This is a genomic window from Paraburkholderia graminis, assembly GCF_003330785.1.
Lineage (GTDB): Bacteria > Pseudomonadota > Gammaproteobacteria > Burkholderiales > Burkholderiaceae > Paraburkholderia > Paraburkholderia graminis.
Genome location: NZ_CP024935.1, coordinates 270,419 through 284,112, shown reverse-complemented (window position 1 = coordinate 284,112; position 13,694 = coordinate 270,419). Strand labels below are relative to the sequence as shown.

Genomic DNA, 13,694 nt, shown 5'->3' with positions numbered 1-13,694 from the left:
TCATTGCTGAATTACTAATAATTAAAGTTTGTTATTATGTTGATTCACATTTGCTTATACATCGGTCATGACGATGCGCAATGCCACGCTGCGTCAATTGAAGGTGTTCGAGACCGTGGCGCGCCACTTGAGCTTTTCGCGCGCCGCCGAGGAACTGCATCTCACACAGCCTGCCGTCTCCACGCAGGTTCGTCAGTTGGAGGAGCACGCGGGGCTGCCGCTCTTCGAACAGCTCGGCAAAAAGATCTACCTCACGCCGGCCGGCACTGAAATGCTGCACTACAGCCGCACGATCATTCAGCAGTTCCACGAAGTCGACGAAGCGATGAGCCAGTTGAAGGGCGTCTCCGGCGGCAAGCTGAATGTGGCGGTGATCAGCGCAGGCGACTACTTTTTTCCGCGGCTGCTCGCCGAATTCACGCGGCGCTATGCGGGCGTTGTGCTGAACCTCGCCGTCCACAATCGCGAGGAGTTGTTGCATCAGCTCGCGACCAATCAGACAGACCTCGCGGTAATGGTGCGCCCGCCGCACGAGATGGACGCCACTAACGAGCCGTTCGCGCCTCATCCGTATGTCATCGTGGCCGCGCCCACGCATCCGCTCGCGCACAAGCGCAACATCAAGATCAGCCAGTTGGCGAACGAGGCGTTCATCGTGCGCGAGCGCGGCTCGGACACGTGGAATTCGATGGAAGAAGGTTTTGCGGGCCGACTGTCGAATCTGAAGATTGCGATGGAGATCAAAAGCACCGAGACGATCAAACAGGCGGTGATTGCCGGCATGGGCATCGCGTTTTTGTCTGCGCATACCATCAGCCTCGAGTTGCAACTGGGGCATCTCGTGGTGCTCGACGTCGAGAGCTTTCCTGTGATGCTCAACTGGTATGTGGTTCATCGCAAGAACAAGCGCCTGCCGCCGGTGGCGGTGGCGTTCAAGCGCTTCCTGATGGAGGAAGGCGCGAACCTCATCGAGAAGATCACTCGTGTGAAGGAATTGAGCGTCTATAAGCAATAGGCTATGGAGATCCAATAAAACTTTAACTATTGCAAATCGTTCGGTACTTCTATGCTGCAAGCTAGTTTCATCACTTGACAGCCCAGGAGGCCGATCATGAACCACGCTTCGGTTGCGACTCATGCCAGCGCACGCACCACTGCGCGCGCTTCCGCCGATCATTCCAACGACCCGCATCTGAGCGCCTATAACGCGGCCTTCAGCGACCTCGGGCTGCGCTTTCGCTGGGACCACGCCACGCTCGACGTGCTGAGCGAATTCAATAGCGAGGCCGCACGGATTACCGCATACATCGAGCGGTTTCATGCGCATCTGCATCGCGCTTATGATCCGGACTTTCTCGCGCAACTGATCCTGCAAAAGAAGGCGCAGTACTTTAGTGAATTCGCGGCTTTGGGCGAGTGAGCGGATGGGCGGGAATACGTTCCCGCCTTTTATCGCGGCAGTTGCCTGATTGATCGGGCTCGCGTTCATGGATGCCGGCTTACCGTGGATCGGTTGGACAGGCGCCGTGCCGCGCATGCCTGAATGTTCCGTTGCCTGCTGCCGTTGCTGTCGCTGTTATGCCAGCGTCGGCCGTGACGGTATGCTGCCGCGCGCACCATGCCGTGCATTGGGCTGACTTCTTCTGCGTCTTCTCGCCACTTCATTGGCATGTCGGCGCGAGCGCCATACGCATGCGTTTTCGCATGCTTCTTCGAATACTCGCGGCTCATCATCACATGCACACCGATCGACGAAGCCAGCGCGCTCATACCGAGCAACGCGGTGAGCCCGAACGGCTGCGCCGCTTCGGTGACGAAGCCATAGCCGAGCCATCCGCATAACAGCAGCGCGACCGCATTGACGACGTCGTGCCCGCGACGCGCCGTCGCGCGAAGCGGCAACAGCCCGTGCAATTTGCAGAATGCGATCGCCGATGCCGCGAAGATCAACGCGCCGGCGAACACCGCCGCATAGAGTTCGATCCGCTCGGGAATCGCGAGATTGCCCTGATTTCCGGGCGACAGATAACGCGCGACGCCGACGGATACGACGGATAAACCCATGCCGCTCGCGAGCAACGCGGCGAGCGCGGGTCGTCGTGTGAGATTGCGACGGCGCACGACGGATGCACCGGCAAGCATTGGGCCGAGCGCGCAGGCAAGCAATGCAGCACACGCAGCCGTCAGCGAGACGAGCATTCCAAGCCACACGGTACTATCCGACGCTTGCGGCACGCGCGCTCCTTCCGTGTTGTTGCAACCCGCGGACTTGTGGCCCGCGGATCGACCGATCGTTCTTCAAACGAGTCCCGCCGTAACGCCTGTTGCAGTAACGCCCGGCCCCGGCGCTTCGCGTGCCGCGGCTTGCAACGTATTGCGCAGCGTGCCGATTCCATCGATAGAAATAGACACCGTCGCGCCATCCTTGATCGACCCGACTCCCACCGACGTACCGCACGCAATCACATCACCCGGCTCCAGCGTGAGATCCTGCGAAATGAGGCTCACCTGCTCGGCCGGCGAAAACACCATGTCGGAGAGCGGATAGTTTTGCCGCTCGACGTCGTCGAGCATCGTCACGAGATGCGCGTTTTGCCAGTCGAAACCCGAGACGATTGCCGGTCCGATACAACAGAACGTATCGAAGCCTTTCGCGCGGCACCATTGCGGAAAATGCGGATTCTCGTTGAGCAGATCGGCCGCGGTCACGTCGTTGACGAGCGTGTACCCGAAGATCGCTTGAGCAGCTTCTTCGACGTTCGCATCGCGGCAGCGCCGGCCAATCACAATGCCGAGCTCGCCTTCATAGACGATCTTGCCCGCGTAGCTCACGGGCCGCCGGATCGGCTCGCCTGAGCCGATCACCGAGCCCGCCGGCTTCAGCAGAAAAAGCGGATGCGCGGGCACCGGCTTGTCGAGCTTCGCGGCAAGCGCGTGAAAGTTATTCCAGAGCGCGACAATCTTGCCAGGCGCACACGGCGCGAGCGGCGTCAGCGCGCGCGTCGATAACACGGCGCCGGTCGGCACCGGTTGATCGAGACTTTCGTACTCGTGCAGATAAGCACCTTCGACGCGGCCGAACACCACACCGCCGTCGCTGGACATGAAACGCATCCACGTATCCATTACGCCGCTCCTTGAGCGCTTCGGCACGATCTTCTTCGCGAGTTGCAAACGACAATCGACTAACGCGAAGAAAACCGTGCCGCCTTCCGTTTGACGCGTCAGATCAGGCCGGCGCCGCGTGCCCACTGATACTTCGCACCGAGCACCGCGACGGGAATTTCCGTCGAATAGGCGTACGCGGGAACACCATGCGCGTACAGATATTCGGCGGCTTCTTCCACCTGAACGTCGCCCGCGAGCGAGGCCACGATCGGCTTCTCGATACCGCGCGCTTTCATCTCCTCTTTGACCTCGACAACGAGTCGCGCGAACACCATCGGCGGCGTGATGATGGTGTGCCAGTAGCCGAGAATGATCGCGTGAATGCGCGGGTCTTCGAGGCCGAGCCGGATCGTGTTCTGATACGTGGACGGCGGCTCGCCACCCGTGATGTCAACGGGATTGCCCGCCGCGCCGAACGGCGGAATGAACTTGCGGAACGCAGCGTCGAGATCGGCGGGCATGGTCATCAGCGACAGACGGTTGTCCACGCAAGCATCGGACAACAGCACGCCCGAGCCGCCCGCGCCCGTGATGATCACCACGTTCTCGCCCTTAGGCGTCGGCAGCTTCGGAATGCCGCGTGCAAACTCGAGCAGGTCGCGCAGCGAGCGAGCGCGGATCACGCCGCATTGCTTGAACACGTCTTCGTAGATGCGGTCGTTGCCTGCAAGCGCGCCCGTGTGCGAGCTCGCCGCTCGCGCGCCCAGACTCGTGCGGCCCGCCTTCAGCACCACGACCGGCTTCTTCTTCGACACGCGCGCCGCCGTTTCCGCAAACGCGCGGCCGTCTTTCAGGTCTTCGCAATGCTGCGCGATGATGTCGGTGTTCTCGTCCTGTTCGAAGAACGTCAGCAGATCGTCTTCGTCGATATCGGACTTGTTGCCGAGGCCGACGATTGCCGACACGCCCATCTTCGCCGAACGCGAGAAGCCGATGATCGCCATGCCGATACCGCCCGATTGCGACGACAACGCCGCCTTGCCTTGCACATCGTACGGTGTGCAAAACGTTGCGCACAGATTCTTCGGCGTGTAGTAGAAGCCGTAAATATTCGGCCCCATCAGGCGAATATCGTACTCGCGCGCAATTGCCACGATTTCCTGCTGGCCTTCCACGTTGCCTGTTTCGGCAAAGCCCGACGGAATCAGCACCGCGCCCGGAATGTGCTTCTTGCCGACTTCCGTCAACGCGCCGGCGACGAACTTCGCGGGAATCGCAAACACAGCGACGTCGATATTGCCCGGCACGTCCAGCACACTCTTATAAGCCTTGTGGCCCATGATCTCGTCGGCCTTCGGGTGGATCGGATAGATGTCGCCCTTGTAGCCACCGTTGATCAGGTTCTTCATCACCGAGTTGCCGATCTTGCCGTCTTCCGCCGATGCACCGATCACCGCGACCGAATCCGGCTTCATGATGCGGTTCATTTGCCGCACGATGTCTTCCTGACTCGGCCGATAGCGCTCTACCGGCGGCACGAAATCGAGCACGATGCGCACGTCGGCGGCAATCGCACCGCGCTTGCTCGCGAACACCGGGTTCAGATCCAGCTCGGAGATTTCAGGGAAGTCGGACACGAGCCGCGAGACGTTTTCGATCAACCCGGCGAGCGCCTCGCGGTCGACGGGTTCGCCGCCGCGCACGCCCTTGAGCATGTCGGCAGCCGCGATGCCGTCGAGCATCGAGCGAGCGTCGTCGCGCGTGGCCGGCGCGAGGCGGAACGTGATGTCCTTCAGCACTTCGACCAGCACGCCGCCAAGGCCGAACGCCACAAGTTTGCCGAACGACGGATCCGTCACCGCGCCGACGATCACTTCCTGCCCGCCGCCGATCATCTGCTGCACCTGCACGCCAAGCAGATTCGCCTGTGCGTTATAGCGCTTCGCGTTCTCCATGATCGTGGTGAATCCTTGCACCACGTCCGCAGCATTCTTCACGCCGACGAGCACGCCGCCCGCTTCGGTCTTGTGCAGAATTTCCGGCGAGACGATCTTTAGTACCACTGGAAAACCGATGTCCGCCGCGAATTGCGCGGCTTCGTCCGCGGTCGTCGCAAGCGCTTCCTTCGGCACCGAAATGCCGTAGACGTCGCACACGAGTTTGCCTTCCGGCGCGGTCAGCGAATTGCGGCCTTCGGCTTTCGCGTGATCGAGAATGTGCCGCACGACGTCCTTGTTGGCGACCTGCGCGCGGTCGTCCGGCGTGTGTGCGGTACCGCGTTCTTTCAGTGAGAGCGTGTCTTCGTATGCCATGTCCTGCCGTCTCCAATGCGGGTTCGAAAGGCGCCGCCCGGCACCGCGCTCGCCTGGATGGCGAGCGGCGGGCGGCCTGCACTACGGGTTTTTCTATGCGCTAGATGGCGCCGGCGGTGCGCAGTGCGCTGATCTGCTCGGGCGAGTAGCCCAGTTCCGCCATGACTTCGTCGGTATGTTCGCCAAGCAGCGGCGAGCGCTTCACTTCGGTCGGGCTATCGGACAGTTTGATAGGATTGCCAACGGTCAGATATTTGCCGCGCGTCGGATGATCGACTTCGACGATCGTGCCGGTCTTGCGCAGCGAGGGCTCCTCGGCGATCTCCTTCATCGACAGAATCGGCCCGCATGGAATGTCGTACTTGTTGAGGATCTGCATCGCCTCGAACTTGGTCTTGGTCATCGTCCAGCGTTCGATTTCCGCGAAAATGTCCTTCAGACGCGGCAGGCGTGCGGCGGGCGTCGCGTAATCGGGGTCCGTGGCCCACTCTTCCTTGCCGATCACGTTGCAGATCTTGGCCCACACCGGCGCCTGCGTGATGAAGTAGATGTACGCGTTGGGATCGGTCTCCCAGCCCTTGCATTTCAGAATCCAGCCCGGCTGGCCGCCGCCCGACGCATTGCCCGCGCGCGGCACCGCTTCGCCGAACTTGCCGTTCGGATATTGCGGATACTCCTTCATCACACCGGTGCGTTCGAGCCGCTGCTGATCGCGCAGCTTCACGCGGCACAGATTGAGCACGCCGTCCTGCATCGCAGCGAGCACGCGCTGGCCGCGGCCCGTCTGCGTGCGCTGATAAAGCGCGGTGACAATGCCAAGCGCGAGATGCAAGCCCGTGCCGCTATCGCCGATCTGCGCGCCGCTGACTACCGGCGGGCCGTCGTCGAAGCCCGTGGTCGACGCCGCGCCGCCCGCGCATTGCGCGACGTTCTCGTAGACCTTGCAGTCTTCGTACGGACCTGGGCCAAAGCCTTTCACCGACGCGACGATCATGCGCGGATTCAGCTCCTGGATGCGCTCCCAGGTAAAGCCCATGCGATCCAGTGCGCCCGGCGCGAAGTTCTCTACCAGCACGTCGCATTTCTGGATCAGCGCCTCCAGAACCTGCTTGCCTTCCGGGTTCTTCGTATCGATCGTGACCGAGCGCTTGTTGTGATTGAGCATCGTGAAGTACAGGCTGTCCACGTCGGGAATATCACGCAGTTGCTCGCGCGTGATGTCGCCGGCGCCGGCCCGCTCCACCTTGATCACGTCCGCTCCGAACCACGCCAGCAATTGCGTGCAGGTCGGGCCCGATTGCACATGCGTGAAATCGAGAATGCGCACGCCGTCGAGTGCTTTGCCCATGTCGTGTCTCCTAAGGTGTCCGTATTACTTGTACATGGTCTGATTCTTGGTGCCCGGCGCGTATTCGCGCGGATCGACCCAGATGTTGACGACTGCTGAGCGGCCGGTGCGATGAATCGACTCGCGCGCACGCTGCAATGCGCTTGCGATCTGCGCGGGATCGCGCACTTCCTCGCCGTAGCCGCCGAGCATTTCGGCGAACTTGCTGAACGGCACATCGCTCAGCAGATTGCCGACGTTGCCGCGCTCGTCGCCGTATTTGGCGAGCTGGCCGTAGCGGATCTGGTTCATCGCCGAGTTATTGCCGATCACCGCGAGGTACGGCACGCCGAAGCGGTTGGCCGTTTCCATGTCGAACGCGGTCATGCCGAACGAGCCGTCGCCGTAGTAGCACAGCACTTCCTTGTTCGGATGGGCGATCCCCGCCGCCAGCGCAAAGCCGGTGCCGACGCCGAGCGAGCCGAGTGCGCCTGGGTCCATCCATTGACCAGGGCGGCGCGGGCGAACCGCTTGGGCGGAAATCGTCACGACGTCACCGCCGTCGCCGATATAGATCGTGTCGTCGGAAAGAAACTCGTTGAGTTCATAAGCGACGCGGTACGGATGAATCGGCGTGCTATTCGACTTGAACAGCGGCATCAGTTTTTCGGTCGCGGTTGCTTCGGCATCCTGAAGTTGCGCCATCCACTTGCGGCGTGCCTGGCGCTTGTCGTCCTTCAGGCGACCGCTCGCGGCTTGCAGCACCGCGGCGAGAATCGCGCCCGGATCGCCGACCAGACCGAGGTCGATGTCGCGATTCTTGCCGACTGTCCGGTAGTCCATATCGATCTGCACCAGCGTCAGTTCCTTGCTGATGCGCTTGCCGTAACCCATCCGGAAATCGAACGGCGTGCCGACGACGATCAGCACGTCCGCATTCGCAAACGCCTGCGAACGCGTGCGATCGAAGTGATGCGGATCGCCCGGCGGCAGCAAGCCGCGGCTCGCGCCGTTGAAATAACCAGGAACGTCGAGACCGCGCAGCAATGCAATCGCTTCCTCGTGACCGCGCGCGGTCCACACCTGCTGTCCGTACAGAATCGCGGGGCGCTCCGAATTGACGAGGATGTCGGCCAGTTTCTCGATGTCGCGCGGATCGCCAATCGATTTCGTCGACGCGCGATAGTGACCCGGCTGCGGCACGACGGCGCGCGTGAGTTCGACTTCACGGTCGAGCACGTCACGCGGAATTTCCAGGTAAGCCGGGCCAGGCGCGCCGTTGAAGCACTCGCGCGCGGCCATCGAGATCATGTCCGCGACGCGCTCCGTGCTCGACACGCTGGCGGCGAACTTCGTGATCGGCGACATCATGTCGACGTGCGGCAGGTCTTGCAGCGAGCCCATCTTGTGCTGCGTCAGCGCGCCTTGCCCGCCGATATGCAGCACCGGGCTCTCGGAGCGAAATGCCGTCGCGATGCCGGTCACCGCGTTCGTGCAGCCAGGGCCGGCCGTCGTGACCACGCAGCCGAGCTTGCCGGTCTGGCGCGCGTAGCCGTCTGCTGCGTGCGCCGCGACCTGCTCGTGGCGCACGTCGATGATGCGAATCCCTTCGTCCACACAACCATCGTAAATGTCGATGATGTGGCCGCCGCACAGCGTGAAGATCGTATCGACGCCTTCGTTTTTCAGCGCTTTCGCGACCAGATGGCCGCCCGAAACGACGCCCGCGTTGCGCGTCTTTTGCTTGAGCGTGTCTTCGGCCGTGGTGCTGCTCGTGGCGGAGTTCAGGGATGAAACAACTGCAGACATGGTCGTCTCCTGTGTGTCGACCGGCTTGGCGCGTCAGTGCTTGCGCCGGTCCCGTGCTTTGCATCGGCCGGTGTTGCGCATTAGCGCTTGCGCCGGCCCCATGAAAGACTGCTGCTTATCGGTTGTGCAACGCTTCTCAGAACATGCCGCCCTGCTTGCTCACATACGGTATGTGATATATCAGATTCAGGCAAGGACGATTTCATGCTCCGGGTCCGCTCTGCGTTTCTGCTGCAATCCCTGCGGGACATGGGAAAGCGGCTGTTTCGAGATCCGCTTTCGGCCTTCCGCAAGGGAAAACACTGAGCGCCTAGTAATATCGCTCACTGTTGATATATCACATACCACATTTCACCAGACGTCAAGCGCGGTGTTTCCCTACGAAGCGCGGACAAACGAAAAAAGCCCGCGGTGCGTGAACACCGCGGGCTTCAATGCCTGCGTGACTTGGTTGCTACAGTGACGGGCGCGGGCAGGCCCGGCGAAACTCCGCGCCGAACGCCAGACGTGCTTAACGTACCTAACGCCGCACGCTACGCCTATTCAGCCGTCAATCGAGAAAATCGCAGTTCTTCTCCACGAAGGCCGCCAGATCGAGCGAATGCTGGCGCGTGAGACGCTCGGCCAGTTCGGTATCGCGCTTCTCGAGCGCCTCGATAATGCGCAGATGATCGACGATGGACCGCGACGCGCGATCGCTCTGCGAGATGGTCATGCGCCGGATAGCGCGCACGTGGATAAAAATATTCTTGATGGTGTCGAGAATGATCTGCGACTTCGACAACTCGACGATCGACTGGTGAAACGCGATGTTCGCGTCCGAATACTCGGCGATGTGCTCGGCCGGCGTGGCGTCGCGGAAATTGTCGAACATGTGCCGCAGGCGAGCGATTTCCTCGTCTGTGGCGCGCTGGGTCGCCAGACGTGCGGCCATGCTTTCCAGCGCGGCCCACATGTGAATCATCTCGACGATCTCGCGCTTGCTTTTGCGGACGATGTAAATGCCGCGCCGCGGCACCATGCGCAGAAAGCCTTCCTGCTCAAGCAGCGTCATCGCCTCGCGCACTGGCGTTCGGCTGACGCCGAGCGTCTCGCTCAACACCCGTTCGTCCAGACGGATTTCGTCGCGCGTCTGGTAGATGTCCGCATCGGCAATCGCCTGGCGCAGCATCGCATAAGCCTGATCGCGCAAGCTCGCGCTTGCGCCGATAGGCTGCAACGACAACGTCAAAGGTGTTGCCACCGCTTCAGTTTGAAGTTCCGACGACATTCATCGCCTCTGGTTGAACATGCATACGATAAGGCGCCACCGCTGCCCCACGTTGCTCGCTCAATCCGACGAAACGGCCATGTTGCGCTGCAAGTTGCGCGACAGGCTGCGGAATCCAGCGAGCGATAAGAACCGTGGCGGCACTGCCCAAGCCAACAACAGCGACGGCCAGCAGCGAAAGAGGAACAAATTCCATTTGTAGCTCCAACTGATTGAGTGATCGAATGACTCAATCATATGCTGCATCGCCGCAAAAATCAATATTGTGTATGTAGTATATCAGTGACTGTTGTTTTTCGATCAATGACTACGGTAGCATGCGCCGCGTTCTCCCGCCTGCCGCTTGTTGCGGGCGCGCCGCGGCTCCGTGTATACGCCAGGAACGCGCGCTATTCGCGCAGACGCGTTCGACTATCGCGCAATCCACGTCGAGTGCCGATTGTGCGGCAAGCGCAGCGTCATTAATCTTCCGCACAACCTGCAAGCGATCGGCGGCCCGCAGAAGGCGCCGACGCCGCGCCGCCAGCACGCGGCCGGTCATGCAGTAGTCCAAGAATCTCACGGAGACCCCGTCATGAGCACCACTCTCTCGCCGGCCGCAACAGCCGACAACCGCATCGCCCGCAGCCGGGCACGCAAAGCCGCGCTGGGCAGCTTCGTCGGCGCAGTCGTCGACTGGTACGACTTTCTGCTGTACGGGATTGTCGCGGCACTCGTCTTCAACGCGGAGTTCTTTCCGAAAGTGAGCCCGGCAATGGGCACGCTTGCGGCCTTCGCGACATTCGGCGTCGGCTTTCTGTTCCGGCCGCTCGGCGGCTTCGTGTTCGGCCATTTCGGCGACCGGCTCGGCCGCAAGCGCATGCTGGTGCTCACCGTGATGATGATGGGTCTCTCCACCGCGGCCATCGGCCTGCTGCCGTCGTTCGCGACTATCGGCTGGCTCGCGCCGGTGCTGCTCGTCACGCTGCGCGCGATCCAGGGCTTCGCGGTCGGCGGCGAATGGGGCGGTGCGGCGTTGATGGCGGTCGAAAGCGCGCCCGAGAAAAAGAAGGCGTTCTACAGCAGCGGCGTCCAGGTCGGCTACGGCGTGGGCCTCGTGCTGGCGACGGGGCTGGTCGCGCTGATCAGCCGTTCGATGGATAACGCGTCGTTCATGAGCTGGGGCTGGCGCCTGCCGTTCCTCTTCAGCGTAGTGCTGGTGCTGATCGCGATGTGGATCCGCTCGAGTATGGAAGAGTCGCAGGAATTCGTCGAAAAAGTCGGCGCGCACGGCGAGCGCCGCGTGCGGCTGCCGATCGTCGAAGCGCTGCTGCGTCACCCGAAAGCGTTCCTGCTGATCATCGCGCTGCGCCTCGCCGAACTGTTCACGATGTATATCGTGACCGCCTTCGCGCTCAATTACTCGACGGCGAACCTGCACATGCCGCGTGAGTTCTTCCTGACCATCGGTCTGCTGGTCGGCGCGGTGAGTTGCGTGACGATTCCGCTTTTCGCGATGCTCGCCGACCGCTTCGGCCGCCGCCGCGTGTACATGATCGGCGCGCTCGTCGGCATGTTCAGCGCCGTGCCGTTCTTCCTGGCCCTCGAAGCACGCTCGACGGTATGGATCGTGGTTTTCGCCGTGATGCTCGCGAACATCGCGCACGACATGGTGGTCAGCGTGCAGCAGCCGATGTTCACCGAACTCTTCGGCACCGAGTACCGCTACAGCGGCGCGGGCGTCGGCTATCAGGTGGCGAGCGTGGTAGGCGGCGGCTTTACGCCGTTCATCGCCGTTGCGCTCGTGAGCTTTGCCGGCGGTTCGTGGCATCCCGTGGCCGGCTATCTGGCGATCGGCTGCCTGATCTCTGTGCTCGTGGCCGCAAAAATGAAGACCGGGCGCACCGTTTGAACGGTTGATCGCACTTCGAAGAGGCCGGCGTGGCGTTGCAGCCACCGCCGGCCTTTTTTGCTTTGAAGGCGCGGTACGGGCTGCACGCCAAGTTGCGCCAGACCCGACATCTGGACCCACTGCCGCGATCCGGCAGATGCGCGTCGCATTTCCTCGGGCAATGCCTTATGCATTTCTATCTCATATTGCCAACCTAGGTCCGCCGCCCTATCGTTCGACCAGGCAAGCTCCATCCGGGACTTGCGCACGTTCATATGAAGCCCAGCCGCATATATGAGCGCCCCATCGAGTAGCAATTCTCACGCCGAAGCACTAAAGGATTCGGTCTGATGCGCCGATAACAAAGACTTCGCTTTCCGGGAGACCGACCATGAGCAGCATGACCGAGCCACAGCACAATTCAGGCTCCGCACGATTTTTTTCGAAAGAAGCCACCATCGCGAAACCGGGGTTCTCGCGCTGGATGGTTCCTCCCGCGGCACTCGCCGTCCATCTCTGTATCGGCCAGGCGTACGCGTTCTCCGTGTTCAACGGCCCGTTGACCAAGGTGATCGGCATCACGCAATCCGCGCCCGATGACTGGTCGCTGACTTCCCTTGGCTGGATTTTCTCGCTGGCGATCGTGTTCCTCGGTTTGTCGGCGGCGTTCGCGGGCAAGTGGCTCGAGCACGTCGGCCCGCGCCGCACCATGTTCACCGCGGCCTGCTGCTTCGGCGGCGGCTTCCTGATTTCCGCGCTGGGCGTGTACTTCCACCAGATCGCGTTGCTGTATCTCGGCTACGGCGTGATCGGCGGAATCGGGCTCGGCCTCGGCTATGTGTCGCCGGTGTCGACGCTGATCCGCTGGTTTCCGGACCGCCGCGGCATGGCGACCGGCATGGCGATCATGGGCTTCGGCGGCGGCGCGATGATTGCCGCGCCGCTGTCCGTCGCGCTGATGAACCACTTCAAGAGCGCGACGAGCATCGGCGTGGCCGAGACGTTCATCGTGCTCGGCATCGTCTATTTCATTTCGATGTCGATCGGCGCGTTGGCCATTCGCGTGCCGCCGACGGACTGGAAACCGGCCGGCTGGACGCCGCCCGCGACCTCGCAGCAAAAGATGATCACGCGTAACCACGTGCACATCGACCAGGCGCTGAAGACGCCGCAGTTCTATCTGATCTGGCTCGTGCTGTTCCTGAACGTGACGGCCGGCATCGGCATTCTCGGCCAGGCTTCGGTGATGATCCAGGAGAGCTTCAAAGGCACCGTGACGGCTGCCGCCGCTGCGGGTTTCGTCGGCCTGCTGTCGCTGTTCAACATGGGCGGGCGCTTCGTGTGGGCATCGGCGTCGGACTGGATCGGCCGTAAGAACACCTACTTCATCTTCTTCGCGCTTGGCGCCGTGCTGTATTTCCTCGTGCCGAGCTTTGCCGCGTCCGGCCAGATGGCACTCTTCGTGCTGGCGTACTGCATCATCCTCACGATGTACGGCGGCGGCTTTGCGACGGTGCCCGCGTATCTCGCGGACATGTTCGGCACGGCGTTTGTCGGCGGCATTCATGGACGCCTGCTGACCGCATGGGCCGCGGCCGGCGTGGCGGGTCCGGTGCTCGTGAACTACATCCGCGCGTACGAAGTCGCGCACGGCGTGGCGAAGGCCGACGCCTACACGATGACGGTTCACATCATGGCCGTGCTGCTGGTGGTCGGCTTCATCTGCAATCTGTTGGTCAAGCGTGTGGACGACAAGCATCACATGACCGACGCACAAGTCGCCAAAGGCGCATAAGGAGACTCGCATGTCGACCATTGAACCCGTGCACCCGACCAACAAGGTCAAGATCGCCGTCTTCTGGCTGTACGTGATGATCCCGCTCGCGTGGGGCGTGTTCAACACGCTCTCGCAAGCGATGAAGCTATTCCAGTAAGCGCACCCGCGCCCCGCCGCCCGCACCGCGGGGCGCGTTCGATTTGCCGCCGGCAGTTCTCGCC

At 61.9% G+C, this 13,694-nt stretch carries 12 protein-coding genes; 5 read left to right on the top strand and 7 right to left on the bottom strand.

Features of this window, described 5'->3' with window-relative positions:
- Positions 1-67: 67 nt before the first annotated feature.
- Together CUJ91_RS19470 and CUJ91_RS19465 are read left to right on the top strand one after the other, a co-directional pair.
- Positions 68-1,015 carry a LysR family transcriptional regulator gene (locus CUJ91_RS19470; RefSeq protein WP_114156890.1) on the top strand — a complete coding sequence of 316 codons (948 nt, stop codon included), beginning with the start codon at positions 68-70 and terminating at the stop codon, positions 1,013-1,015.
- A 96-nt stretch (positions 1,016-1,111) separates the two neighbouring features.
- Positions 1,112-1,420 carry a hypothetical protein gene (locus CUJ91_RS19465; protein WP_006049170.1) on the top strand — a complete coding sequence of 103 codons (309 nt, stop codon included), beginning with the start codon at positions 1,112-1,114 and terminating at the stop codon, positions 1,418-1,420.
- A 65-nt stretch (positions 1,421-1,485) separates the two neighbouring features.
- Here the strand turns inward: CUJ91_RS19465 and CUJ91_RS19460 are convergent, their stop codons facing one another.
- From CUJ91_RS19460 to CUJ91_RS19430, 7 genes are all read right to left on the bottom strand, one after another.
- Positions 1,486-2,235 (bottom strand): NAD(P)(+) transhydrogenase (Re/Si-specific) subunit beta, encoded by a 750-nt coding sequence (locus CUJ91_RS19460; protein ID WP_114156889.1) that lies wholly within the window; start codon positions 2,233-2,235, stop codon positions 1,486-1,488.
- Between the two features lie 63 nt (positions 2,236-2,298).
- Positions 2,299-3,126: a fumarylacetoacetate hydrolase family protein gene (locus CUJ91_RS19455; protein WP_114156888.1), complete on the bottom strand. Its 828-nt coding sequence runs from the start codon at positions 3,124-3,126 to the stop codon at positions 2,299-2,301.
- Between the two features lie 98 nt (positions 3,127-3,224).
- Complete coding sequence (locus CUJ91_RS19450; RefSeq protein ID WP_114156887.1) at positions 3,225-5,420, bottom strand: acetate--CoA ligase family protein; 2,196 nt, start codon at positions 5,418-5,420, stop codon at positions 3,225-3,227.
- Between the two features lie 100 nt (positions 5,421-5,520).
- Positions 5,521-6,768, bottom strand: a complete 1,248-nt coding sequence (frc, locus tag CUJ91_RS19445) for a formyl-CoA transferase (protein ID WP_006049166.1) — start codon at positions 6,766-6,768, stop codon at positions 5,521-5,523.
- 24 nt (positions 6,769-6,792) lie between these two features.
- Positions 6,793-8,556, bottom strand: coding sequence for a thiamine pyrophosphate-binding protein (locus CUJ91_RS19440; RefSeq protein WP_006049165.1), 1,764 nt, complete (start codon positions 8,554-8,556; stop codon positions 6,793-6,795).
- 550 nt (positions 8,557-9,106) lie between these two features.
- Positions 9,107-9,826: a GntR family transcriptional regulator gene (locus tag CUJ91_RS19435; RefSeq protein ID WP_006049164.1), complete on the bottom strand. Its 720-nt coding sequence runs from the start codon at positions 9,824-9,826 to the stop codon at positions 9,107-9,109.
- Entirely contained in the window at positions 9,804-10,022 is a 219-nt protein-coding gene (locus CUJ91_RS19430) for a hypothetical protein (RefSeq protein ID WP_006049163.1), read from the bottom strand. Before CUJ91_RS19430 ends, CUJ91_RS19435 begins: the two co-directional genes overlap by 23 nt.
- Before the next feature lie 378 nt (positions 10,023-10,400).
- Here CUJ91_RS19430 and shiA point away from each other — a divergent pair, with 378 nt between their 5' ends.
- The 3 genes from shiA to CUJ91_RS19415 all read left to right on the top strand — a co-directional run bounded on the left by shiA (position 10,401) and on the right by CUJ91_RS19415 (position 13,630).
- A complete protein-coding gene (shiA, locus tag CUJ91_RS19425; protein ID WP_006049162.1) occupies positions 10,401-11,717 on the top strand; it encodes a shikimate transporter in 1,317 nt (438 codons plus the stop codon).
- Positions 11,718-12,087: 370 nt separating this feature from the next.
- Complete coding sequence (locus CUJ91_RS19420; RefSeq protein WP_107709035.1) at positions 12,088-13,491, top strand: L-lactate MFS transporter; 1,404 nt, start codon at positions 12,088-12,090, stop codon at positions 13,489-13,491.
- 10 nt (positions 13,492-13,501) lie between these two features.
- Complete coding sequence (locus CUJ91_RS19415) at positions 13,502-13,630, top strand: MFS transporter small subunit (RefSeq protein ID WP_006049160.1); 129 nt, start codon at positions 13,502-13,504, stop codon at positions 13,628-13,630.
- Positions 13,631-13,694 lie beyond the last annotated feature (64 nt).

Bases quoted from the DNA above. Each gene is read 5' to 3' on its own strand.
- CUJ91_RS19470 (WP_114156890.1), top strand. From the start codon at position 68: ATGACGATGCGCAATGCCACGCTGCGTCAATTGAAGGTGTTCGAGACC.
- CUJ91_RS19430 (WP_006049163.1), bottom strand. From the start codon at position 10,022: ATGGAATTTGTTCCTCTTTCGCTGCTGGCCGTCGCTGTTGTTGGCTTG.
- CUJ91_RS19455 (WP_114156888.1), bottom strand. From the start codon at position 3,126: ATGGATACGTGGATGCGTTTCATGTCCAGCGACGGCGGTGTGGTGTTC.
- frc (WP_006049166.1), bottom strand. From the start codon at position 6,768: ATGGGCAAAGCACTCGACGGCGTGCGCATTCTCGATTTCACGCATGTG.
- CUJ91_RS19420 (WP_107709035.1), top strand. From the start codon at position 12,088: ATGAGCAGCATGACCGAGCCACAGCACAATTCAGGCTCCGCACGATTT.
- CUJ91_RS19440 (WP_006049165.1), bottom strand. From the start codon at position 8,556: ATGTCTGCAGTTGTTTCATCCCTGAACTCCGCCACGAGCAGCACCACG.
- shiA (WP_006049162.1), top strand. From the start codon at position 10,401: ATGAGCACCACTCTCTCGCCGGCCGCAACAGCCGACAACCGCATCGCC.
- CUJ91_RS19450 (WP_114156887.1), bottom strand. From the start codon at position 5,420: ATGGCATACGAAGACACGCTCTCACTGAAAGAACGCGGTACCGCACAC.
- CUJ91_RS19415 (WP_006049160.1), top strand. From the start codon at position 13,502: ATGTCGACCATTGAACCCGTGCACCCGACCAACAAGGTCAAGATCGCC.
- CUJ91_RS19465 (WP_006049170.1), top strand. From the start codon at position 1,112: ATGAACCACGCTTCGGTTGCGACTCATGCCAGCGCACGCACCACTGCG.
- CUJ91_RS19435 (WP_006049164.1), bottom strand. From the start codon at position 9,826: ATGTCGTCGGAACTTCAAACTGAAGCGGTGGCAACACCTTTGACGTTG.